This window comes from Janthinobacterium sp. J1-1 (assembly GCF_030944405.1).
Classification (GTDB): domain Bacteria; phylum Pseudomonadota; class Gammaproteobacteria; order Burkholderiales; family Burkholderiaceae_D; genus Janthinobacterium.
In genome coordinates this window covers 6,117,392-6,141,347 of record NZ_CP132339.1, presented here as the reverse complement: position 1 = coordinate 6,141,347, position 23,956 = coordinate 6,117,392, and the positions used below count along the sequence as shown (strand labels likewise).

Here is a 23,956-nt window from a genome sequence, read left to right as displayed (position 1 = left end):
CACCTCTTGCTTTTGCATCAAAAGACCGTCCCCCTTGCGTTACGGTAGCGTCGCGCAATGTCGATGGTCACCCCGGATCCATGCCCAACCTGACACCCGCCGAAGGAATTGCCTCCATGAAATCAAGCAACCGCCCCCTGTTGCGTTCCGCTTTGCTATTGCTGTTGCCTTTGTGCGGCGCCGCCCGGGCAGACTGGGTACAGGCGACCGATCCGCTGGCCATCCGACCACTGCCGGACAACATGCAGACCCAGGCGCAGAACCCGCCGACTTTCTCGTGGTCGCGCCATCCTTCGGCGCCGCCGGAATACGTGGTCCAAGTGTATCTGAATGGCGTGCTGAACCGTACTTTCAAGAGCACCCGCAACTGGTATTTGCCACCGCGAGCATTGCCTGTTGGTAACTATACCTGGCGCGTGCGGCCATCGACCTCGCAGGAGTGGTCGACCCCGCGCAGCTTCGTGATTGCCAGTAACTCGCAGTTGTTCGAGGTGGCTGAAAACCTGGCGCTGCGCAATGCCGTCACGCGCAAGGCGCGCCCGCGCGCGCTGCCCAGCGGCCTGAAGCCTTTCTCGTCATGGAGCGCCGCCATGCGCGCCGACCGCCAGCAGGCGCTGACGGGCCTGACGAACGAAGTGAACTACTACGTCTCGTCGCTGAAAACCGTGTCCGACAGCGAGTGGCCGCTGCCGGGAAGCAAGATCCGCACGGCGGCGCTGGTGGCGCAGCAATCGAACATCATGCAGCGCGTCAATCCGAATGCGCGCCAGCTGGAGGGTGCGGCGACCTTGTACCGCCTGACCGGCCAGCAAGCCTACCTCGATGAAGCGATCCGCCGCGGCGACCAGTTCGCCGCGCTGGACGTGAACGGTCCGACCAGTTTTGCCAACCAGGACATGGGCAGCCGCGTGATCGCGCAAAGCCTGATGAAAGCGATCGACATGCTGGCCGGCGCGCTGGTGGTCAATGGCGACACCACGCGCCGCGACAAGTGGCTGTCGGTGGTGGCGGCGCGCACCAGCGCGCTGTACGCCGACCTGTCGGCCGGCGGCGGCCGTCTCGACCAGCTGCCCTACGATTCGCACGCGGCCACCAGCATGGCTTACCTGACCCTGACCTCGACCCTGGCGCTGGGCGATATTCCCGCCGCGGCCGACTGGTTCGATTTCTCGTTCCGCGCCTTCGTCAGCTCGTTCAGCGTCTGGAGCGGCCCGGAGGGCGGCTTTGCCAACGGTACCGCGTATGCGGAATACGAAGCCGACTTCGCGCTGCAGATCTGGCCCGCGCTGGCGCAGGCGACCGGCGTCAACATGTTCGACAAGCCCTGGTCGCGCGGCTACGCGCAGTTCCTGATGCATTTCGTGCCGCCCGGCCAGCAGACCCACGTGTTTGGCGACGGCCACGAGACGGCGCCCGAATACCGTTTCATGAAGGGCTTCGCCTCGCGCTACGCCACGCCGCAGGCGGCCTGGTATGTGAAAAACCTGACCCGTCCGGACGACGTGCTGGCTACCTTGCAGGCGCCGTATCCGATGCCGGTCGCGACCGTTGCCGCCGCGGCCGCCACGCCGCCGGCCAATGCCGCCTACTATCCGAGCATCGGCTGGACCGCCATGCACAGCAACCTGGCCGACAGTGGCCGCACCTCGCTGTACTTCAAGGCCAGCCCTTACGGTTCCTTCAATCACAGCCATGGCGACCAGAACGGTTTCGTGCTGTTCAGCGGCGGCGTGCCGCTGCTGACGGAAACCGGCTGGTACGACTGGTACGATTCGCCGCTGTGGAATTCCTGGTACCGCCAGTCGAAGTCGCACAATGCGCTGACCTTCGACGGCGGCATCGGGCAAGTGGTGGAGGGTTATGAAGAGCCGCTGTCGCGCAATGGCCGCATCAACGCGTTTTCCACCACGCCTGCCGTCGACTACGTCGAAGGCGACGCCACGCCGGCCTATGCCGGCCTGCTGAAATCGGCCACGCGCAAGATCTGGTATGTGCGCGGCACCGACACCGCCGTCATCCTCGACCAGTACGCGTCGGCCACGCCACGCGTCTTCGAGTGGAACTTCCATGGCTATGCGCCTATCGACGCCGATGCGGCCGGCAATATCTCCATCACCAACCAGGGCCGCAAGGTGTGCCTGGTGCCGCTGGCCACCAGCGACCAGCGTTTCGAGCGCCGCGTCGGCCCGCCGCCGCAAAGCGGCACCTATGAAGACCACGGCGTGTTCGTCAAGGCCGCCGCCGCCACCAGCGGCGAATTCCTGACGGTGCTCGACGTCGGTTGCAAGGGCACGGCCGTCAGGCTCGACACCAGCGGCGGCCTGCGCAAGGTCGTGGTCGGCACGCAAACGTTGACACTGCCATTGCCAAAGTAATCGCGGCACCCCAGGCCGAAAAAAGCAATACCGCCTGGTATTGCTTTTTTTTTCGGCTCTGGCGTGCCGCTAAAACCATGCTGTTCGGGTAAGATGATTGATCGTTTCATATGGGCATAGCCTGATGCCGGCAGTGGCCGTGCCCCGTTTTCCACTGCCGCGCAAGCTGATTGCTTCTGCCTATGTCCCTGAAGATCTTGCAACTGGTGCCGGAAAGCCTGCCCACCTTTCGTCCCGATGTGGCGGTACTGTTCGGCAAATACCTGCCGCGCCACGGCGTCGCTTGCGATATCGTCGGCATGCCGTCGCCGCAGGCGCCGCAGGCGCAGGGCTTTCGCTCGGTGCGCACTCCGCGCTTTCACGCCAGCCGGCTGCGGCGCGAACTGGCTTTTCAACTCGGCTGTCTGCGCGCCTTGTGTGGCGCGCGCCGCGCCGATTGCGACGCGGTCCAGGTGCGCGACATGGTGCCGACCGGCCTGCTGGCGCTGCTGATCGCCCGCCTGAAGGGCATTCCCTTTTATTACTGGGTTTCCTACCTGATCAGCGAAGGGCGCATCGAACGCGCGCGCTCCGGCCTGGCGCAGCGAGCGACCTTGCGCGGACGCCTGGTGCTGTGCAAGGGCCTGGTCGAGCAGTGGCTGCTGTATCGGGTGCTGCTGCCGCGCGCCGACCACGTCTTCGTGCAGAGCGAGGCGATGCTGCAGATGATGCGCGGCAAGGGTGTCGCCGCAGGGCGGCTGAGCGCCGTGCCGATGGGGGTCGACATGGAAGTGCTGGGCCAGCAAGCCATCGAGCCCGTGCGGCCCGACGGCTGGCACGGCGTGCCGCTGCTGGCCTACCTGGGCACGCTGGACCAGTCGCGCCAGCTCGAACGCCTGCTCGACGCTCTGCAGATCGTGCGCCGTGACGTGCCCGGCGCCTGTCTGCTGCTGATCGGCGCCTCCGACACGCCGTCCGACGTCGATGAACTGCTGGACCATGCGCGGCGCGCCGGCCTGGCCGACTGCGTGCGCGTGACGGGCTGGCTGCCGTCCAGCCAGGCCTGGCCGCTGCTGGCCGGCGCCGACGCGGCCCTGTCGTATATCCCGCGCGGCGCGCTGTACGACGTCAGCTCGCCCACCAAGCTGCTCGAATACCTGGCGCTGCGCATGCCGGCCGTCGGCAATGACAGCCCGGACCAGGTGCAGGTACTCTCGGGCAGCGATTGCGGCTGGCTCACCAGCAGCGATCCGGCCGCGATGGCCGGCGCGATGGTCGACATCTTGCGCGACGTGCCGGCCGCGCGCGCGCGTGCGCAGGGCGGCGCCGCGTATATCGACGCGCAGCGCAGCTATCGCGTGCTGGCGCGCGAACTGGCGGCGTGTTACCACCGCCTGGCGGGTACTGTTGCATCGTGAGCGCGAAATAACGGCGCCTTGCGCACAATTGCAAATCTATAACATATAATGCAAATATGACTACTGTAATGCTGCTGGGACCTGCCCTCGATGCCGTCAGCGGCGTGACGACGCATTTGAATCAATTGTTTCATTGTTCGCTGGCGCGCGACTTTCAACTGGTGCATTTCCAGGTGGGCAGCGAGGGGCGGCGCGAGTCGCGCCTGCACAAACTGCTGCGCTTCGCCTGGAGCCCATTCCAGTTCCTGCAGGCCTTGCGCGTGCAGCAGCCGCAGATCGTGCATATCAATACGTCGATGGAGCAGAAAAGTTACTGGCGCGACCTGGCCTATTTGCTAGTGGCCAAGGCCATGGGCAAGCGCGTGCTGTACCAGGTGCATGGCGGCGCCTTGCCGCAGGTGTTTTTTGGCGGCAAACCTTTGTTGACGGGGCTGCTGCGCCGCGTGCTGCATTTGCCCGACGCGGTGGTGCTGCTGGCGCAATGCGAGTTGCGCGGCTACCGCAGTTTCGATGCCAGCTTGCCGCTGGAGGTGATCCCGAACGCCATCGACGCGGGGCAGGACGCGGGCGAGAAGCCGCAATCGCCGCAATCGCCGCTGTCGCTGGTGTACGTGGGGCGCCTGGCCGCAAGCAAGGGCTTGTTCGAACTGGTCGAGGCGCTGGCGCTGGCGCGCGCGGCGGGCAGCACGGCCACGCTGGCGCTGGCCGGCAGCGGCCCGGCGCAAGCGGCCTTGCGTGCGCGCGTGGCTGCCTTGCGGCTGGAGGGGCAGGTCAGCTTCCTGGGCCCCGTGTTTGGCGCGGCCAAGAACGCCTTGTGGCGCGGCGCCGATGTGTTCGGTTTTCCCACGCATCACGAAGGATTGCCGTATGCTTTGCTGGAAAGCATGGCCGCGCGCACGCCGGTGCTGATCTGCCCGGTGGGCGCGATTCCGGACGTGGTGCAAGATGGCGTGCACGGCCTGTTCGTGCCGCCGCGCGATCCGCAGGCGCTGGCCGACGCCATCGTGCGCCTCGATCGCGACCGGGCCCTGTTGCGGCGCATGGGCCAGGCCTGCCGCGAGCGCATCGATAGTCACTACGCGGTCGAGCGCCTGGCGCACGATTTCCGGCGCGTCTATCGCGCCTTGCTGGCGCCGCCAGCGTCAGAATAGTTTTTTCAAGCGAGATATTATGTGCGGTATTGCCGGTTTGATCTTTCCCTCGTCCGACGCCGGCCAGCTGGCCGCGCTCGAGTCCATGGGGCGCGCCATCGCGCACCGCGGCCCCGATGACACCGGCGTGCTGCAGGCCACTACCGCCGACGGTGCCTGGCAGGTGGGCCTGCTGCACCGGCGCCTGTCGATTATCGATATTGCCACCGGCCACCAGCCGCTGGGCAACGAGACGGGTGACGTGCAGATCATCTTCAATGGCGAAATCTATAATTACCAGCTGCTGCGCGAGGAACTGATTGCGCTGGGCCACCGCTTCCGTACCGCTTCCGACACGGAAACCATCGTCCACGCCTACGTGCAGTGGGGCGAGGAGTGCGTGCGCCACTTCCGCGGCATGTTCGCGTTTGCCATCTGGGATGCGCGCCATAACCGCCTGTTCATGGCGCGCGACCCGTTCGGCAAGAAGCCGCTGTTCCTGTGGCAGCACGAAGGGCGGCTGGCCTTCGGTTCGGAAATCAAGGCGCTGCTGGCCTTGCCCGGCGTGGCCGCGCACGCCAATGAGGACGCGATTTGGGATTATTTCGCCTACCGTTATGTGCCCGGTCCCGCCACCCTGTTCCAGGGCATCAGGAAGCTGGCGCCCGGTTCCACCGCCACGTGGGAAAACGGCGTGCTGCGCGAGAGCGTGTATTACACGCCGCCCGACAGCCGGCCGCGCGTGGCAAGCAACTTGCCAGCCGATCCGGTCGCCACTTTCCTGGAAAAACTCGACGAATCCGTGCGCATCCGCATGATCTCGGACGTGCCCTTCGGCGCGTTTCTGTCGGGCGGCATCGATTCCTCGGCGGTGGTGGCGCTGATGTCGCGCCATGCCGGCGTGCCTGTGAAAACTTTTTCGGTCGGTTTCAAGGAGGGCGGTTTCAGCGAGCTGGCGTATGCGGCCGATATCGCGCGCCAGTTTTCCACCGATCACCATGAGCTGGAAGTGTCGGTCGACCAGGTGATCGAATTGCTGCCCGACCTGGTGCGCTTTCGCGACGCGCCGGTGGCCGAGCCGTCCGATATTCCCATCTATTTGCTGGCGAAGGAATCGCGCAAGACGGTCAAGATGGTGCTGACGGGCGAAGGTTCCGATGAAATCCTGGGGGGCTACCCCAAGCATGTGTACGAGCGCTATGCGGGCAGCTACCAGCAATTGCCCGGCGTGCTGCGGCGCGGCCTGATCGAGCCGGCCATCGGCGCCTTGCCGTATCGTTTTCGCCGCGCCAAGACGGCCATCGTCAACCTGGGCCTGGAAGCGTTCGACGAGCGCATGCCGCGCTGGTTCGGCATGATGTCGGACCAGGAAAGGGCGCGCCTGGTCGCCATGCCCGCGCCACGGCGCACGCAGGAGGCGGGTCTCGGCTGTGGCGGCGGCGACAACAGCGCGCTGCGCCGCATCCTGTGCTTCGATCAAAAAAGCTGGCTACCCGACAATCTGCTGGAACGGGGTGACCGCATGACCATGGCCGCCTCGCTCGAAGCGCGCATGCCCTTCATGGACCACGAGCTGGCCGCCTATGTGTCGACCCTGCCCGACGATTACCGCGTGCGCGGGCGCGCCACCAAGTGGATCCTTCGCGAAGCGATGAAGCAGCTGCTGCCGACGGCGATCCTGGAACGGCCGAAAGTGGGCTTTCGCGTGCCTGTCAACGAATGGTTCCGCGGCCCCATGAAAGAGTATCTGTACGAGCACCTGACGGGCGCCTCGTCGCGCACGCGCCACTACTACCATGCGCAAGCGCTGCAGCAGGTGCTGGCCGAGCACGTGAAAGGGCGGCAAAACCACGAGAAGCTGCTGTGGAGCTTGCTGACCCTGGAAATCTGGCATCGCCAGTATCTGTGAGCGCGGACCATGCTGGCTAATTTGTCCTGGAAACTGAACCGTTTGCGCGCCATGGGCGCACCCGAAGTGGCGCACCGCGTGCGCGACGCGGTGCAGCAGCGCCTGCAGGCGCGCGGCATCGGTCTGGTACCTGTGCCGCCGCCGGCGTCGCTGGCGCGCTTCGGCCAGCCTTGGCTGGGACTGTCGTCCGACCCGGCGCCGCACCTGGCGGCGGCCGAACGCATCCTGGCCGGCCGCTTTGATGTATTCGCGCTGCGCGATGTGGAACTCGGTTTTCCGCCCGAGTGGAACCGCGACCCGAAGACAGGTACCGTGGCCCCGGTCAGCTTCGGCAAGACCCTCAATTACCGCGACGAGGCGGTGGTCGGCGATATCAAATGCCTGTGGGAACCGAACCGCCACCTGATGATCAGTGATCTCGCGATGGCGTATCGCCTCAGTGGCGAGCTGAAATATGCGCAGGGCGTGCAAATCCTGCTCGAATCGTGGTGGCGGCAGTGCCCGTATACGCTGGGGCCGAACTGGAGCAGCGCGCTGGAACTGGCCTTGCGCCTGGTCAGCTGGTCGCATGCCTGGAACTTGCTGGGCGGCATGGAGAGCCCGCTGTTCCAGGGAAGCGGCGGCCAGGCGTTTTTGCAGCGCTGGCTGGCCAGCATCTACCAGCACTGCCATTTTATTGCCGGCCATTTTTCGCGCCACTCGTCGGCCAACAACCATCTGTTTGGCGAATTGACGGGCTTGCACGTGGCGGCGCTGACCTGGCCGTGCTGGCCGGACAGCGCGGCCTGGCTGGCGCAGACGGAACGCGAACTGGAACAGCAGGCCTTGCTGCAGAACGGCGCGGATGGCGTCAACCGCGAGCAGGCGATCTATTACCAGCACACCGTGGCCGACGAGATGCTGCTGTGCGTGCTGGCGGGCCGCGCCAATGGCCGGCCCCGTTCCGCCGCCTTTTTGCAGCGACTGGAAACCATGCTGGAATTTATCGCCGCCATGATGAACGTGGCGGGCGAGGTGCCGATGATCGGCGACGCCGACGACGCGCAGCTTGCCAGCTGGGACAAGTCGCCCGGCGTCAATGTCTACCGCTCATTGCTGGCCAGCGGCGCGGCGCTGTTCGGGCGCAGCGATTTCAAGTTCAAGGCGGGACGGTTTGACGACAAGAGCGCCTGGCTGCTGGGCGAGGCGGGCCGGCAGGCTTTCGACGGCTTGCCGGTCGCAACGCAGACGCGCTTGCCGCGCAGTTTCGCCGACGGCGGCTACTGGATCATGGGCGCAAATATTGATACACCGCTTGAGGTGCGGCTGATCGCGGACGCCGGTCCCCTCGGCTACCTGGGCATTGCCGCCCACGGCCATGCCGACGCGCTGGCCTTGACCCTGTCGGTGGCGGGCCAGGCGGTGCTGGTCGATCCGGGCACCTATGCCTATCACACGCAGAAACAGTGGCGCGATTATTTTCGCGGCACCAGCGCGCACAACACGCTGCGCATCGATGGCCGGGACCAGTCCGAATCGGGCGGCAACTTCTTGTGGCTGCGCAAGGCCAGGGCACAGTGCCTGGCGTGGCGCGACGACAGTGACGGCCAGTTCTGGAGCGCCAGCCACGACGGCTACCTGGCCTTGCCTGATCCGGTGCTGCACCGGCGCGAGGTCAGCGTGGCGCCTGGCGCACGGCGGATCGTGGTGGAAGATGTGCTTGAATGCAAAGGCACGCACGAGGTCGAGCTGTTCTGGCATATCGATCCGCAATGCGCGGTCAGGCTCGACGGTGGCGTGCTGCATATTCGTGGCAAGCAATGCGAGATCGCCATGCACTTGCCCGACGTGCCCGGCGCCACCATGGCGCTGGTGCGGGGCGGCGAGCAGCCGGTGCTGGGCTGGATTGCGCATCGCTTTGATGAAAAACAGGCTGCGCCCACTTTGGCCTGGCGCGCGCGGCTCGACGGCGGGACCAGGCTGCGTACCACATTACACTTGATGACATCTGATCTGTAGAAATTGACGAGGAAAAAACATGAAAATTAGTATATTTGGCTTGGGTTATGTGGGCGCCGTCTCCGCCGGTTGCCTGGCCAGCGACGGCCACGAAGTGATCGGCGTGGACCCGAACAAGACCAAGGTCGAGCTGATCAACCAGGGCACCACGCCCATCATCGAAAAAGATATCGGCGAGATGATCGCCGCCACCGTGAAAAGCGGCCATCTGCGCGCCACGGCGGACGTGCGCGATGCGGTGTTCGGTTCCGACATGTCGCTGATCTGCGTCGGCACGCCCTCGCAGCTGAACGGCAACCTGGACCTCAGCCATGTGCGCAAGGTATGCCAGGAAATCGGCGCGGCGATCGCCGAAAAAGATTCTTTCCATGTGGTGGTGGCGCGCTCGACCATGCTGCCCGGCTCGATGCGCTCGCTGGTGATCCCGACCCTGGAAGCGGCGTCCGGCAAGGTGGCCGGCGTCGATTTTGGCGTCTGCAACAACCCGGAATTCCTGCGCGAAGGCACGGCCGTCCACGACTACTACAATCCGCCGAAAACCGTGATTGGCGAGTCCGACGAAAAGGCTGGCGCCCTGCTGGTGCAGCTGTATGAAAAAATGGATGCGCCGCTGGTGCGCACCGATGTGGAAACGGCCGAGATGGTCAAGTACACCGACAACACCTGGCACGCCGTGAAAGTGGCGTTCGCCAACGAGATCGGCAATATCTGCAAGGCGGTCGGCATCGATGGCCACAAGGTGATGGAGATCTTCTGCCAGGATACCAAGCTGAACCTGTCACCGTATTACATGAAGCCGGGCTTCGCGTTCGGCGGCTCCTGCCTGCCGAAAGACGTGCGCGCGCTGACCTACAAGGCGCGCACCCTGGATCTCGATTTGCCGCTGCTCAATTCGATCCTGCCGTCGAACCAGAAGCAGGTGGAGAAAGGCATCAAGATGATCGCCGACAAGGGCGCGCGCAAGGTGGGTATTTTGGGCTTCTCGTTCAAGGCCGGTACCGACGACCTGCGCGAGTCGCCGCTGGTCGACGTGATCGAATATCTGCTGGGCAAGGGCTACGAGCTGAAACTGTACGACAAGAATGTCAACCTGGCCGCGCTGACGGGCGCCAACCAGGATTACATCCTGAACCATATTCCGCACATCTCCAAATTGATGGTGACCACCATGCAGGACGTGCTCGATTTTGCCGACACCATCGTGATCGGCAACGGCGCGGCCGAATTCAAGACCGTGCCGGGCAGCCTCAAGCCGCACCAGCATATCGTCGACCTGGTGCGCATCAGCAAGGAACAAAGTGGAGAGCAATATGACGGCATCTGCTGGTAAGGCCCGTCGGGTATTGATCCTGGTGGAAAACCTGCCGTCGCCGTTCGACCGGCGCGTGTGGCAGGAAGCGACCACCCTGCATGCGAACGGTTACGAGGTGTCGATCATCTGCCCCACCGGCAAGGGGTATGAATCGCGCTACGAGGCGATCGACGGTATCCATATCTACCGCTACCACCTGCCGCTGGAAGCCGAAGGCGCCAAGGGTTACCTGGTGGAATACTCGCTGGCGCTGTTCCACACCTTCCGCCTGGCGTGGAAGGTGCATTTCGCGCGCGGCTTCGATGTCATCCACGCCTGCAATCCGCCCGACCTGCTGTTTTTGATTGGCGGCTTTTTCAAGCTGACGATGGGCAAGCGCTTCCTGTTCGACCATCACGACATCAACCCGGAACTGTACGAAGCCAAGTTCGGCCGGCGCGACTTTTTCTACAAGCTGATGGTGCTGTTCGAGCGCTGGTCGTTCCAGAGCGCCGACGTGTCGATCGCCACCAACGAGTCGTACAAGAAGATCGCCATCGAACGCGGCGGCATGAAGCCCGAAGACGTGTATGTGGTGCGCAGCGGTCCCAAGCTGGACCGCCTGCGGGTGCTGCCGCCGGTGCCGGAATTGAAGCAAGGCCGCAGCTACCTGGTCGGCTATGTCGGCGTGATGGGAGCCCAGGAAGGCATCGACCTGCTGCTGCAGGCGGCCCAGTATATCGTGCAGACCCTGGGGCGCCAGGACGTGCAGTTCGGCCTGGTCGGCGGCGGCACCTCGCTGGAACAGATGAAACAGATGGCGCAGGACATGGGCATCGCCGATTACGTGACGTTCACGGGGCGCGTGCCGGACCAGCAACTGCTGGAAATGCTCAATACTTCGGACGTGTGCGTGAACCCGGACGTGGCCAACGACATGAACGACAAGTCGACCATGAACAAGATCATGGAATACATGGCGCTGGGCAAACCGATCGTGCAGTTCGACCTGGTCGAGGGCAAGGTCTCGGCCCAGGACGCGTCGCTGTATGCCATGAAGAACGATCCGGTCGACATGGCGCGCAAGATCGTCGAGCTGCTCGACGACCCGGCGCGGCGTGAACAGATGGGCGCATTTGGCCGCCACCGCGTGATCAACGAGCTGGAATGGGAGTACGAGGCGCCGAAATTGCTGGCCGCCTACGCGCGCCTGTTTCCCGCCGCCGCGCCGGCGCTGCAAGTGAATAAATAAGATCGGGACAACAGCCATGAAGATATATCCAGTGATCCTGTCGGGCGGTTCCGGCACCCGTTTGTGGCCGCTGTCGCGCGCCGTGCTGCCCAAGCAACTGCTGGCGCTGGTCACGGACCGGACCATGCTGCAGGAAACGGCGCTGCGTGTGCACAGCCTGCCGGACGGGGTTTGCCAGGTGATGCCGCCGCTGGTGGTCTGCGGCAATGAACACCGCTTCATGGTGGCCGAGCAGCTGCGCGAAATCAAGCTGGACCCCCTAGGCATCCTGCTTGAACCGGTGGGCCGCAATACGGCGCCGGCGGTGGCGGTGGCGGCGCAGTACCTGCTGGCGATCGACCCCGAGGCCTTGATGCTGGTGTTGCCGGCCGACCATGTGATCACCGACGTGCCGGCCTTCCACCAGGCCATCATTGCCGCAGCAAAGCTGGCGTCCGATGGTGCGCTGGCCACCTTCGGCATCGTGCCCACCGCACCGGAAACGGGCTATGGCTATATCCGCGCCGGCGCGCCGGTGGGCGCCGAGGCAGGGCAGGGCGCTTGCCAGGTCGAGCGTTTCGTGGAAAAGCCGGACCTGGCGACGGCGCAGGGTTTTGTCGCGGCCGGAAATTATTTCTGGAACAGCGGCATGTTTTTGTTCCGCGCCGAGCGCTATCTGAGCGAACTGGGCCAGTTCCAGCCCGCCATGCTGGACGCTTGCATGGCGGCCGTGCGCGACGGCTACCGCGACCTCGATTTCTGCCGCCTCGATGAAAAGGCATTTACCGGCAGCCCGTCCGATTCGATCGACTATGCCGTGATGGAACGGACGGCGCATGCGGTGGTGCTGCCGGCCAGCATAGGCTGGAGCGATGTCGGTTCCTGGTCGGCCCTGTGGGAAGTGCAGCAGGGGGACGCCAGCGGCAATGTGGTGCGCGGCGACGTGTATCTCGATGGCGTCAGCAACTGCCTGGTGCGCGCCGAGCGCCGCCTGGTGGCCGTGCTGGGCGTGCGCGACCTGGTGGTGGTGGAAACCGATGACGCCGTGCTGGTGGCCCACAAGGACCAGGTGCAGCGGGTCAAGCAGGTGGTCGACCATCTGAAGCAGCAGGGCCGCAGCGAACACGTGCAGCACCGCAAGGTGTACCGCCCCTGGGGCAGCTACGAAGGCATCGACCTGGGCCAGCGCTTCCAGGTCAAGCGCATCACCGTCAATCCGGGCGGCAAGCTGTCGCTGCAGATGCACCATCACCGGGCCGAGCACTGGGTCGTGGTCAGCGGCACGGCCAGGGTGACGTGTGGCGAGAAGGTGACCTTGCTGACGGAAAACGAATCGACCTATATTCCGATCGGCATGACGCACCGCCTGGAAAACCCGGGCAAGCTGCCGCTGCACCTGATCGAAGTGCAGTCGGGCAGTTATCTGGGCGAGGACGATATCGTGCGGCTGGAAGATGTCTACCAGCGAGCGTAAAGCCATAAAGCCTGCCAGCGCGCATAGGGCGCTATAATCGTCGCCGGGCGGGCGGCTCCGGCTGCCCGCACTCCCAACCTGACGGCGGCGACCTGACCTTGCGTATATTCCTTTATCTTTCCCTGGCGCTGGCCGCCAGCGCTGCCAGCAGCGCCAGTGCCGATGCACCGCCCGCCGCCGCCGGCCTGCAGCCGTCGCAGCTGGCCATCATCATCAACGACGCCGAACCGAACAGCGTCGAAGTGGGCGAATACTACCGGCAGGTGCATGGTATTCCCGCCGCCAATGTCGCCCACGTCACGATTCCGAACCGGCCCCGCAAGCTGAGCATGGACCAGTTCGCCCAGCTCAAGGAACGCATCGACGCCCAGCTGAAACCCGGCATCCAGGCCGTGCTGATGGTGTGGAGCGCGCCGTATGCCGTCGAGTGCAATTCCATCACCTCGGCATTTACGCTGGGCTACGACGCGGGGCAGTGCACCAAGACCTGCGATCCCGGCAAGGCCAGCCCGTATTTCAACAGCAATGTGGCCCAACCGTATACCCAGCTGGGCTTGCGCCTGGCGATGCTGCTGCCCATCGATTTTGTCGACGAGGCCAAGGCCGTGGCCGACCGTGGCGCCGTCAGCGGCTTTTCGCCGCCGGCCGCCAGCGCGTATTATCTGACGACGTCGGATGCCGCGCGCAACAGCCGCGCGCCGCTGTTTCCGCCGCCGGGCATGCTGGCCCCGCGCAAGCTGGCCATCAAGCACCTGAAGGCGGACAGCCTGGAAGGGGCGCAGGACATCATGGTCTACCAGACGGGCATGGCCAAGGTGGCCAAGCTCGACACCCTGCGCTTCCTGCCCGGTGCGCTGGCCGATCACCTGACCTCGTTTGGTGGCGACCTGCAAGGTACCCAGCAGATGAGCAGCCAGCGCTGGCTGGAAGCAGGTGCGACGGCCAGTTATGGCACCGTCAGCGAACCGTGCAGCTACTGGCAAAAGTTTCCACAGCCCAGCGTGCTGCTGCGCCGCTACCTGTCGGGCAGCACCGCGCTCGAAGCCTACTGGGGCAGCGTGGCATGGCCTGCGCAAGGCCTGTTTATCGGCGACCCCTTGGCCGCGCCGTACGCGCGCTTCCGGCGCTGAGTGTCAGCAGTTTTCCAGACGAAAAAAAGGCCCTCGCGGGCCTTTTTGCTCTTGGTTTACACTTTTATTTACGCTGTTGCGGCCCGCTTGCGCCGTCCCGCGAAGGCCACCAGGGCCAGGCCGGCCAGCAGCATGGCCCAGGTTTCCGGTTCCGGCACGGCCGGCACTTCCGGCGTGGCCGGGATCAGGCCGCCGCCGGTATTGAGGCCGCCGGCCGCGCCGCCGCCGCCCACGCCGCTTGAACCGCCAGTGGCGGCGGGCAGGTTTTCACTGAGCGACGACGCCACCACCAATGGCGCCTGGTTGTCGGCGCTGCCGCTGCGGCTGCGATTCAGCGCACGGCCCGCCGCGCCATAGGCCGGGGTCTCGTCGAGTGGATACACTTCCTCGTTGGCCACGAAATCACGGGTGCGGAAGCGAAACTGGTTGTCATCGGTCGTCAGGATCTTGCCGCCAGGTATGACCGCATCATTGCCAGGCATGCCATTGATCGCCAGGCGGTGGGTGCTGTCGCTGGAATCGAACTTGCGCAACTCCTGGTCCGAGACCACGCCGGTAAAGTCCGGCGTCGGTTGCTTGCCGTCATTGGCGCGCGTGCCGCCACTGATAAAGCCGTCCGCCAGGCTGCAGGCGCTGTAGGTGCCGTCGAGGTTGGCATCCTTGGCGTCGCCATTTGCGTTGTTGGTGCTGGCCTGGCAGCTTTTCTGATTGTCGCGCGGCTGGGCTTGGGTTTGCGCATGGGCGCTGCCGCCGAACGCCATGATGGCGGCGGCCAGCAGCAAAGGGCGCGCTGTCAAGCAGGCAAAAATCGATTTGGACATGATAGTTCTCTCAAAAAGCAGGTGCGCCGCGTCGCTGGTGACGTTGATTGCGCATATTGCAGCCACCCATCCCTGTGACCGTTGTGTGCGGGGAAAGGCGTGCTTTTCAAGGCCAGGCATGGATGAGGCCTGAACCTGTGTGTACTGCGTCTTGTTTAGTCCTTATCAGGAATTAAACTTATTTGTAGGAAATATATCATATTTTTCTGTTCAGTGTCGAGTCTGCTTTCATAATTCCCGCAGGGTGTTGCAGGCTCGCCATGGCGAGCCTCCTGGCCACCTCGCTGACATTTACGCTTGGAAACTGCGTAAAGCAGGCAACTATTTCATGAGAATAATAATTTCCAAAGTGAAACTTTAAATAAAATATTTATAATTTATTCCGTGTAATTATGCTACCATTATTATCAGTATTTCATGTACTTTGGGTGGCCAGCGTACAGCAGCCATAAATTCATTTTGAAGGAGATACAACATGAAATTGAAATTGATTGCTGCTGGTATCCTGGCGGCGGCATCGTTCAGCGCTTCCGCGACCGATCATCTGCTGGGGATCCTGGACCCGGCCGGTTCGGATACCTTGTCCGACAAGTCGGACAAGTTTCTTGACGCCGGCACGGCCATCAGTGACAGCTGGTTCTTCCAGCTGCTGACGCCCTCGTCGACTTCCTTCGGTGCGTTGCAAACGTTCTCGGTGGCCGAAGGCGCGATCACCAATTTTGCGGGATCGCTGTTCGGTGTCGGCACGAATACCTACTATGGTGCGCTGACCAATGTGGCCGGTGGTTCGAACCAGAACCTGAGCTGGGCCGGTCCTTTGGCCGCCGGTAACTACCGCGTGGACATTTCAGGCGTGACCGCTATTGACCGCTCGCAATATATCGCGACCGTCGCGGCCCTGCCGGTACCGGAGCCGGAAACCTACGCCATGATGCTGGCCGGCCTGGCGCTGGTGGGCGCCGTGGCTCGCCGCCGCGTCAAGAAATCTGCCTGATAGTGCTGGTGCAAAATGAAAAACCCGCCGAGGCGGGTTTTTTTGTCTGGCACTGGCAAACGTTCAGGGCTAGGCGCCAAGACGAAGACAGTGCGCCAGCACGGCGAGGCGCAGGCAACAATGCCCTGGACATTTGCTTATGCGGTGCGCTTGAAATCGCGGAAGCGGAAGCCGGCCAGCAGTAATGTGCCGAAATAGGCCACGCCGCACAGGCAGATCAGCAGGCCCAGGGTGCCGGCCCGCAGCAATGGATGGGCTTGCATGGCGATCCAGTCGATGCGGGTCGCGCCATAGGCGGCCACGCCACCCATCACGGCCAGGGCCGGCAGCAGGCGCAGGAAGAATGTCAGCCAGCCCGGTTTCGGCGTGTAGATGCCGCGGCGGCGCAAGCCCCAGTACAGGAAAGTGGCGTTCAGGCAGGCGCCCAGGCCGATCGACAGGGCCAGCCCGGCAACGGCCAGGTAGGGCACGAACAGCCAGTTCATCAGCTGCGTGGCGATCAGCACGCCGATGGCGATCTTGACGGGCGTGCGGATATCCTGGCGCGCATAAAACGCCGGCGCCAGGGTTTTCACCAGGATGATGCCCAGCAAACCCAGGCTGTAGGCCACCAGCGGCTCGGTCGACATGGCCACCGATTCGGCCGAAAATTTACCATAATGAAAAAGGGTGGCGATCAGCGGCGTGGCCAGGGTGGCCATGCCGACGGCCGCCGGCAAGGCCAGCAAAAAGGTCAGGCGCAAGCCCCAGTCCAGCAAGGACGAGTATTCCGTCTTGTCGCCATCGACATTGGCTTTCGACAGGCTGGGCAGCAAGATGGTGCCCAGGGCCACACCCAGCATGGCGGTCGGGAACTCCATCAGGCGGTCCGCGTAGGACAGCCAGGAAATGCTGCCTTCGGCCAGGCGCGAGGCGATGCTGGTGTTGATCATCAGGCTGATCTGCGCGGCCGACACGGCAAACACGGCCGGTCCCATTTTTTTCAGCACGCGCCGCACGCCGCCGTCCGACAGGCCGATGGCCGGGTTGATCGACAGGCGCGGCAGCATGCCGATCTTGATCAGGGCAGGGATCTGGATCGCCACCTGCAGCAGGCCGCCGACAAACACGGCAATCGCCATGGCGTAGATCGGCTGCGCCAGGTGCGGCGCCAAAAAGAGGGAGGCGGCGATAAAGGACAGGTTCAGCAGCACCGGTGTAAACGCGGGAATCTTGAATTCGCGCCAGGTGTTCAGGATGCCGCCGGCCAGCGCCACGAACGACATGCAACTGATATAAGGGAACATCAGGCGCGTCATCCAGACGGCCGCGTCGAAAGCGCCGGGGTCCTTGTTCAGGCCGGTGGCGATCACATACACGAACCATGGCGCGCCGAGGATGCCGATGGCGGACACCAGCAAGGTGGCCCACACCAGGGTGGTGGCCACATGGTCGGCCAACTGCTTGCTGGCCTCCTGGCCATGCTGGTTTTTATACTCCGACAAGATCGGCACGAAGGCTTGCGAGAACGCGCCTTCGGCAAACAGGCGCCGCAGCAGGTTGGGAATGCGGAAGGCCACGATAAAGGCGTCGGTGTAGGCGCCGGCGCCAAAGGCGCGCGCGAACAGGCTTTCGCGCAACAAACCGGTGACTCGGGACAGCATGGTCATGCTGGAAATGGCGGCGAGGGTTCTGAGCAAGTTCATGGGGGCAGATTATAGCTGGGCGCGGCCTGTGCAAACGGTTAACATGCTGTAATAATCAGCGCTTTCCGGCCCCGGGTGCCGCCGTTTTTCGCCCTTTTGATGTCGATAGCGGCTTTTTTGAATTGCCCTCGCCGGAAAATCTCGTTATAATCGAAGGCTGTACAGAATTCTGTTACGCAGACACTAATGTTTGACAGGCACTGGTTTGGCACACATGGTTCGGCAGACGCACAGAACGCACCGGTTGGCAAACACTAATGTTTGCAAACGCACTTTGACCCTGTTTTAGGAAATTCCATGGCAAATACCGCACAAGCGCGCAAACGCGCTCGTCAAGCAGTTAAGCAAAACGCACACAATTCGTCCCAGCGTTCGACCTTGCGCACAGCTATCAAAGCTGCTCGCAAAGCGATCCAGGGCGGCGACAAGGCAGCTGCTGCTGCAATCTTCCAGGCTTCCGTGTCGACCATCGACCGTATCGCTGACAAGAAGATCATCCACAAAAACAAGGCAGCTCGCCACAAGAGCCGTCTGGCAGCTGCTTTGAAAGCACTGTCCGCTTAATATTCGCCCTTTCGCCAGTTCGCTGGCGTTGGATGAAAAGCAAAAACCCGCAGACTTGTTCTGGCGGGTTTTTTCGCGTTCATCGCCGGCTGATGCCGTCTATTTTGATGCTGGCAGGTTGGCGATCACCATGCCCGGCTTGATATTGCGTAGCCGAAACCAGCCCAGGTTCATTTCCAGCGCATAGCGCGCCGGCATGGCTTTCGTCGAGCAATGGCTGTCGAGCGTATGCGGCTGCATGTCTTCGATATTGATGATCTTGCCGGACGCATCGAGAAAGGCCACCGACAGCGGCAGTGCCGTATTGCGCATCCACATGCATTGCGCGGCCGGCGCGCCGAACACGAACAGCATGCCGCCATTGACGGCCATGCTGTCGCGGTACATCAGGCCCAGTTCGCGCTGGTTTTCCGTGGCGGCCACCTCGGCCACGATCGCATGCTTGCCGGCCAGCAGCTGCACCGTCGTCAAAGGCGGGTTTTGCGCCCGGGAATCCGGGGCCGGCGCCGCCATCGCAAAGGCCAGGCTGCTGCAAATCAGAAAAGTTTTCATGTGCAAGACGTTAGCGGTGGAAGCGGCGATTAAGCCATGCTGGCGCGCCAGCCGTCAAGCCGGCGTCATCCGTTGCTGATGGCGTCGCCGGGCACTTCGCACCATTCGCCCGGCATCAAGGGGTGGCTGGCCAGCGAGAACGGCCCGATGCTGCTGCGCACCAGGCGCAGGGTCGGCAGGCCGACGGCGGCCGTCATGCGCCGCACCTGGCGGTTTTTTCCTTCTTTCAAGGTGATCGCCAGCCACGAGGTAGGGTGGTCAAGGCGCGTGCGGATCGGTGGATGGCGCGGCCACAACCAGTCTGGCTCGGCAATCCGCACGGCCTGGCACGGCTTGGTGACGAAGTCGCCCAGATCCAGCGGCGCTTGCAGGCGCGCCAGGCTGGCCGCATCGGGCACGCCGTCGACCTGCACCAGGTAGGTCTTCGCCTCCTTGCGGTCGGGGTGGCTGATGGCGTGCTGCAGGCGGCCGTCGTCGGTCAGCAGCAGCAGGCCTTCGCTGTCGGCGTCGAGCCGGCCGGCCGGGTAGATGCCGGGGATATCAAGGTGGTCGGCCAGGGTGAGGCGGCCATCCTGTGGCGAGAACTGGCACAGGACCTGGAACGGCTTGTTAAAAAGTATGAGTGGCATGGTGTTATCTTGATGCAAAAGAAGGCGTTGCCGCCGGTGAGGCGTGGCGCCGTGTACTATAGTGGTGCATAATGAGAAACGCAGTCGTCTTATATCTTATAGAAGACCTTTTGATGCCTTTCTCTGCCCCTGATTTGTTTTGTGACGCAATCCCCTTCGGAGATTTTGATGTACCAACATATTACAGTACCTGCTGACGGACAAAAAATCACCGTCAACGCCGACTTTTCGCTGAACGTGCCCGACCAGCCCATCATTCCCTTTATCGAGGGCGATGGCACCGGCAGCGATATCACGCCGGTGATGATCAAGGTGGTCGACGCGGCGGTGGCCAAGGCCTACGGCGGTGCGCGCAAGATCAGCTGGATGGAAATCTTTGCCGGCGAAAAAGCCACGCGCGTGTATGGCGCCGACAGCTGGCTGCCGGCGGAAACGCTGGCCGTGCTGAAAGACTATGTGGTGTCGATCAAGGGGCCTTTGACCACCCCGGTCGGTGGCGGCATGCGTTCGCTCAACGTGGCCCTGCGCCAGCAGCTCGACCTGTACGTTTGTCTGCGTCCGGTGCGCTATTTCAAGGGCGTGCCGTCGCCACTGAAAGCGCCGGAAAAAACCGATATGGTGATTTTCCGCGAAAACTCGGAAGATATCTATGCCGGCATCGAATACGCGCAGGGTACCGATGATGCAAAGAAACTGATCGATTTCCTGGTAAAGGAAATGGGTGTCACGAAGATTCGTTTCCCGGAAACCTCGGGCATCGGCATCAAGCCGGTGTCGGTGGAGGGAACCGAGCGCCTGGTGCGCAAGGCGCTGCAATATGCGATCGACAATGACAAGCCTTCCGTGACGATCGTGCACAAAGGCAACATCATGAAATACACGGAAGGCGGTTTCCGCGACTGGGCGTATGCGCTGGCGCAAAAGGAATTTGGCGCCGAACTGATCGATGGCGGCCCGTGGTGCAAGTTCAAGAATCCGAAAACCGGGCGCGACATCACGGTCAAGGATTCGATCGCCGACGCTTTCCTGCAACAAATCCTGATGCGCCCGGTGGAATACAGCGTGATCGCCACCCTGAACCTGAATGGTGACTATATTTCCGACGCGCTGGCGGCCCAGGTGGGCGGCATCGGCATCGCGCCGGGCGGCAACCTGTCCGATTCGGTGGCCATGTTCGAAGCGACGCACGGCACGGCGCCGAAATACGCGGGCAAGGATGTGGTGAATCCCGGTTCGCTGATTTTGTCGGCGGAAATGATGTTGCGCCACATGGGCTGGGTCGAGGCGGCGGACCTGATCATCGCGGCGATGCAGAAGTCGATCGCCCTGAAACGCGTGACCTATGATTTCGCGCGCCTGATGGAAGACGCGACGCAAGTGTCGTGCTCGGGCTTTGGCGCGGTGATGGTCGAGCAGATGTAAAGCGGCCGGACGAAAAAAAACCCCGTTCGAAAACGGGGTTTTTCACATCTGAGGGCCGAAAGAAGCTTAGGCGGACTGGATGTTGGAAGCTTGCTTGCCTTTAGGGCCTTGCGTGACTTCGAATTGAACTTTTTGACCTTCTTTGAGGGTCTTGAAACCGTTCATGTTGATTGCGGAGAAATGAGCAAACAAATCTTCGCCGCCATCATCTGGAGTGATGAAGCCAAAGCCTTTGGAATCATTGAACCACTTAACTGTACCTGTTGCCATAAAAAGAACTTTCAAAATTAAAACAAATCACACGAGCCATAAAAGCAAGAAGCTTCTTGCCCCCTCCTCGACGTCTCACTTCTTATCAAGCTGTACATATTACTGCAACAGTCGATACCGCATTGTTGGCGGAATAAATATTGAAGTCAAGCGCTTTTCCACTGATCTTGCCAAATTCTTCACGAGCACCAAAAAAGCAACTCTTGATTTTGGCGACAGGGACGCCATCTGCGCTGTAGTGAGAAAACGCGTAAGATTGAAAACAATTGGAAACGCGCAGATATTGCGCATGACAACCACTGTGAAAGCATTAGAATAAGCGTATGGCAACCAAGCACGACACAGAAGCCCTGCTGGAGCGGCAAGCCCTCAAGCCGCCGCCGCTCTATCAGGTAGCCTTGCTCAATGACGACTATACCCCGATGGAATTCGTGGTGGCCATCATTCAGGAGTATTTCAACAAGGACCGTGAAACGGCGACGCAAATCATGCTCAGTGTTCACCGCTACGGCAAAGGAGTGTGCGGCGTGTTCTCTAAAGATATAGCGTGTACCAAAGTGGAGTTCGTTTTAACGCATGCGCGCAAGGCGGGGCATCCCCTGCAGTGCGTGATGGAGGAAGTATGATTGCGCAGGAATTAGAAGTAAGTTTGCACATGGCGTTTGTCGAAGCTCGGCAGGCACGGCACGAATTCATCACGGTGGAGCATCTGCTGCTGGCACTGCTGGACAATCCCTCCGCGGCCGAGGTATTGCGGGCCTGCGCGGTCAATATCGACGACCTGCGCAAGACCCTCACCAACTTCATCGGCGATAACACGCCGACCGTGCCTGGCACGGGCGAGGTCGATACCCAGCCGACGCTTGGTTTCCAGCGCGTGATCCAGCGCGCCATCATGCACGTTCAATCGGCATCGAATGGCAAGAAGGAAGTCACCGGCGCCAATGTGCTGGTGGCGATCTTCGGCGAAAAGGATTCGCACGCGGTCTACTACCTGCACCAGCAGGGCGTGACCCGCCTGGACGTGGTCAATTTCATTTCCCACGGCGTACGCAAGGACCAGTCGACCGAAAGCGCGAAAGCGTCGGAAGGCGTGGAAGAGGCGCCGGCCGAAGGGCAACCGAAGGAAAGTCCGCTCGACCAGTTCACGCAAAACCTGAACAAGGCCGCTGCCGAAGGCAAGATCGACCCGCTGATCGGGCGCGAGGACGAAGTCGACCGCGTGATCCAGATCCTGTGCCGCCGCCGCAAGAACAATCCGCTGCTGGTCGGCGAGGCGGGCGTGGGCAAGACGGCCATCGCCGAAGGCCTGGCCTACCGCATCACGCAAAGCGATGTGCCGGAAATCCTGCAAAATGCCGTCGTGTATTCGCTGGACATGGGAGCCTTGCTGGCCGGTACCAAATACCGCGGTGACTTCGAGCAGCGCCTGAAAGCCGTGCTGAAACAGCTGAAGGACAATCCGAACGGCATCCTGTTCATCGACGAGATCCACACCATCATCGGTGCGGGCTCGGCCTCGGGCGGCACGCTGGACGCGTCCAACCTGCTGAAACCGGCACTGGCCAACGGCCAGCTGAAGTGCATCGGCGCGACCACCTACACGGAATTCCGTGGCGTGTTCGAAAAAGACCATGCGCTCTCGCGCCGCTTCCAGAAGGTGGACGTCAACGAGCCGACCGTCGAGCAGACCGTGCAGATCCTGCGCGGCCTGAAATCGCGCTTCGAGGAACATCACGGCGTGAAATACTCGGCGTCGGCCCTGTCGACGGCGGCCGAACTGGCGGCGCGCTTCATCAACGACCGCCATCTGCCCGACAAGGCGATCGACGTCATCGATGAAGCGGGCGCGGCGCAACGCATCCTGCCGAAGTCGAAGCAGAAGAAAACCATCGGCAAGGCCGAGATCGAGGACATCATCGCCAAGATCGCCCGTATTCCGCCGCAAACGGTCAACCAGGACGACCGCAGCAAGCTGCAAACCATAGACCGCGACCTGCGCAACGTGGTGTTCGGGCAAGACCCGGCCATCGATGCGCTGGCCTCGGCCATCAAGATGGCGCGCGCTGGCCTCGGCAAGACGGACAAGCCGATCGGTTCCTTCCTGTTCTCCGGTCCTACCGGCGTCGGCAAGACCGAGGTGGCCAAGCAACTGGCGTTTATCCTCGGTATCGAGCTGATCCGTTTCGACATGTCGGAATACATGGAGCGTCATGCCGTCAGCCGCCTGATCGGCGCGCCACCGGGCTATGTCGGTTTCGACCAGGGCGGTCTGCTGACCGAAGCGATCACCAAGAAGCCGCACGCGGTGTTGCTGCTCGATGAAATTGAAAAAGCCCATCCGGACATTTTCAATATCCTGCTGCAAGTGATGGACCATGGCACCTTGACGGACAACAACGGTCGCAAGGCCGACTTCCGCAATGTGATCATTATCATGACCACCAATGCGGGCGCGGAGAGTTTGCAGAAGGCCTCGATCGGCTTCACGAATTCCAAGCAGGCAGGCGACGAGATGGCCGACATCAAGCGCATGTTCACGCCGGAGTTCCGCAACCGTATCGATGCCACTATCAGCTTCCGCGCGCTGGACCAGGAAATCATCCTGCGCGTGGTCGACAAGTTCCTGATGCAGCTGGAAGAGCAGTTGCACGAGAAAAAAGTCGAAGCCGTGTTTACCGAGAAGCTGCGTGCCTTCCTGGGCAAGAAAGGGTTCGATCCGCTGATGGGCGCGCGGCCGATGTCGCGGTTGATCCAGGACATGATCCGCAAGGCGCTGGCCGACGAACTGCTGTTCGGCCGCCTGGTGTCTGGCGGCAAGGTCACGGTCGACCTCGACGACAAGGACCAGGTCCTGCTGGAATTCCCGGAACCGCCTGATGCGGCGCCGACGGCAGCACCGGAAACGGTTGAAGTCGAATAGGTCCCTGGCACTTCAAAAAACCCGCCCACGCAAGTGGCGCGGGTTTTTTTACGTTCATATGGCTAATAAAGAAGGTTTTCTTCGGGGCGCTTTATGCCAGAATTGCTGTCCGGTATCGACATGATGTCCATGCCGCAGCCCTGACCGCCACCTGGATGCCC

General features: G+C 62.4%; 19 protein-coding genes. 14 read left to right on the top strand and 5 right to left on the bottom strand.

All coding sequences use genetic code 11. The annotated features are described in order from the left end of the window. Nucleotides 1-116: 116 nt before the first annotated feature. The 9 genes from Q8L25_RS28000 (at nt 117) to Q8L25_RS27960 (ending at nt 13,935) form a co-directional block, all read left to right on the top strand. Entirely contained in the window at nt 117-2,375 is a 2,259-nt protein-coding gene (locus tag Q8L25_RS28000; RefSeq protein WP_308922493.1) for a heparinase II/III family protein, read from the top strand. A gap of 182 nt (nt 2,376-2,557) precedes the next feature. Then, nucleotides 2,558-3,772 carry a glycosyltransferase gene (locus Q8L25_RS27995; RefSeq protein WP_308922492.1) on the top strand — a complete coding sequence of 405 codons (1,215 nt, stop codon included), beginning with the start codon at nt 2,558-2,560 and terminating at the stop codon, nt 3,770-3,772. 56 nt (nt 3,773-3,828) lie between these two features. Continuing rightward, nucleotides 3,829-4,923 carry a glycosyltransferase family 4 protein gene (locus Q8L25_RS27990; RefSeq protein WP_308922491.1) on the top strand — a complete coding sequence of 365 codons (1,095 nt, stop codon included), beginning with the start codon at nt 3,829-3,831 and terminating at the stop codon, nt 4,921-4,923. Between the two features lie 19 nt (nt 4,924-4,942). Then, nucleotides 4,943-6,811, top strand: a complete 1,869-nt coding sequence (asnB, locus tag Q8L25_RS27985; RefSeq protein WP_308922490.1) for an asparagine synthase (glutamine-hydrolyzing) — start codon at nt 4,943-4,945, stop codon at nt 6,809-6,811. A 9-nt stretch (nt 6,812-6,820) separates the two neighbouring features. Continuing rightward, nucleotides 6,821-8,809 (top strand): alginate lyase family protein, encoded by a 1,989-nt coding sequence (locus Q8L25_RS27980; protein ID WP_308922489.1) that lies wholly within the window; start codon nt 6,821-6,823, stop codon nt 8,807-8,809. Nucleotides 8,810-8,828: 19 nt separating this feature from the next. Next, on the top strand, nt 8,829-10,139 hold the full coding sequence (locus tag Q8L25_RS27975; protein ID WP_308922488.1) for a UDP-glucose/GDP-mannose dehydrogenase family protein: 1,311 nt from the start codon (nt 8,829-8,831) through the stop codon (nt 10,137-10,139). After that, nucleotides 10,120-11,352 carry a glycosyltransferase family 4 protein gene (locus Q8L25_RS27970; RefSeq protein WP_308922487.1) on the top strand — a complete coding sequence of 411 codons (1,233 nt, stop codon included), beginning with the start codon at nt 10,120-10,122 and terminating at the stop codon, nt 11,350-11,352. Before Q8L25_RS27975 ends, Q8L25_RS27970 begins: the two co-directional genes overlap by 20 nt. 16 nt (nt 11,353-11,368) lie before the next feature. Further along, the gene (locus Q8L25_RS27965) at nt 11,369-12,805 is read left to right on the top strand and encodes a mannose-1-phosphate guanylyltransferase/mannose-6-phosphate isomerase (protein WP_308922486.1); all 1,437 of its coding nucleotides are present in this window, start codon (nt 11,369-11,371) and stop codon (nt 12,803-12,805) included. A 98-nt stretch (nt 12,806-12,903) separates the two neighbouring features. Then, nucleotides 12,904-13,935 (top strand): TIGR03790 family protein, encoded by a 1,032-nt coding sequence (locus Q8L25_RS27960; protein ID WP_308922485.1) that lies wholly within the window; start codon nt 12,904-12,906, stop codon nt 13,933-13,935. A gap of 68 nt (nt 13,936-14,003) precedes the next feature. On the opposite strand, the gene Q8L25_RS27955 is transcribed toward Q8L25_RS27960, so the two are convergent. Continuing rightward, a complete protein-coding gene (locus Q8L25_RS27955) occupies nt 14,004-14,756 on the bottom strand; it encodes a PEPxxWA-CTERM sorting domain-containing protein (RefSeq protein ID WP_308922484.1) in 753 nt (250 codons plus the stop codon). A gap of 475 nt (nt 14,757-15,231) precedes the next feature. On the opposite strand from Q8L25_RS27955, the gene Q8L25_RS27950 reads away from it, so the two are divergent. After that, a complete protein-coding gene (locus Q8L25_RS27950) occupies nt 15,232-15,750 on the top strand; it encodes an FxDxF family PEP-CTERM protein (protein ID WP_308922483.1) in 519 nt (172 codons plus the stop codon). Nucleotides 15,751-15,887: 137 nt separating this feature from the next. Here the strand turns inward: Q8L25_RS27950 and murJ are convergent, their stop codons facing one another. After that, entirely contained in the window at nt 15,888-17,435 is a 1,548-nt protein-coding gene (gene murJ / locus Q8L25_RS27945) for a murein biosynthesis integral membrane protein MurJ (protein WP_308922482.1), read from the bottom strand. A 297-nt stretch (nt 17,436-17,732) separates the two neighbouring features. Between murJ and rpsT the strand changes: the two genes are divergently transcribed. Beyond that, complete coding sequence (rpsT, locus tag Q8L25_RS27940) at nt 17,733-17,999, top strand: 30S ribosomal protein S20 (protein WP_010395935.1); 267 nt, start codon at nt 17,733-17,735, stop codon at nt 17,997-17,999. A 99-nt stretch (nt 18,000-18,098) separates the two neighbouring features. On the opposite strand, the gene Q8L25_RS27935 is transcribed toward rpsT, so the two are convergent. Together Q8L25_RS27935 and Q8L25_RS27930 are read right to left on the bottom strand one after the other, a co-directional pair. Continuing rightward, nucleotides 18,099-18,551, bottom strand: coding sequence for a DUF192 domain-containing protein (locus Q8L25_RS27935; RefSeq protein WP_308922481.1), 453 nt, complete (start codon nt 18,549-18,551; stop codon nt 18,099-18,101). A 65-nt stretch (nt 18,552-18,616) separates the two neighbouring features. After that, nucleotides 18,617-19,180 carry a pseudouridine synthase gene (locus Q8L25_RS27930; RefSeq protein ID WP_308922480.1) on the bottom strand — a complete coding sequence of 188 codons (564 nt, stop codon included), beginning with the start codon at nt 19,178-19,180 and terminating at the stop codon, nt 18,617-18,619. A 168-nt stretch (nt 19,181-19,348) separates the two neighbouring features. Here Q8L25_RS27930 and icd point away from each other — a divergent pair, with 168 nt between their 5' ends. Further along, nucleotides 19,349-20,602: an NADP-dependent isocitrate dehydrogenase gene (gene icd, locus Q8L25_RS27925; RefSeq protein WP_308922479.1), complete on the top strand. Its 1,254-nt coding sequence runs from the start codon at nt 19,349-19,351 to the stop codon at nt 20,600-20,602. 66 nt (nt 20,603-20,668) lie between these two features. Here icd and Q8L25_RS27920 read toward each other — a convergent pair whose 3' ends face one another. After that, entirely contained in the window at nt 20,669-20,872 is a 204-nt protein-coding gene (locus Q8L25_RS27920; RefSeq protein WP_008446468.1) for a cold-shock protein, read from the bottom strand. A gap of 323 nt (nt 20,873-21,195) precedes the next feature. Here Q8L25_RS27920 and clpS point away from each other — a divergent pair, with 323 nt between their 5' ends. After that, nucleotides 21,196-21,498 (top strand): ATP-dependent Clp protease adapter ClpS, encoded by a 303-nt coding sequence (gene clpS, locus Q8L25_RS27915; protein WP_308922478.1) that lies wholly within the window; start codon nt 21,196-21,198, stop codon nt 21,496-21,498. Continuing rightward, nucleotides 21,495-23,795 (top strand): ATP-dependent Clp protease ATP-binding subunit ClpA, encoded by a 2,301-nt coding sequence (gene clpA / locus Q8L25_RS27910; protein WP_308922477.1) that lies wholly within the window; start codon nt 21,495-21,497, stop codon nt 23,793-23,795. The genes clpS and clpA overlap by 4 nt, the downstream gene beginning before the upstream one ends. Nucleotides 23,796-23,956 lie beyond the last annotated feature (161 nt).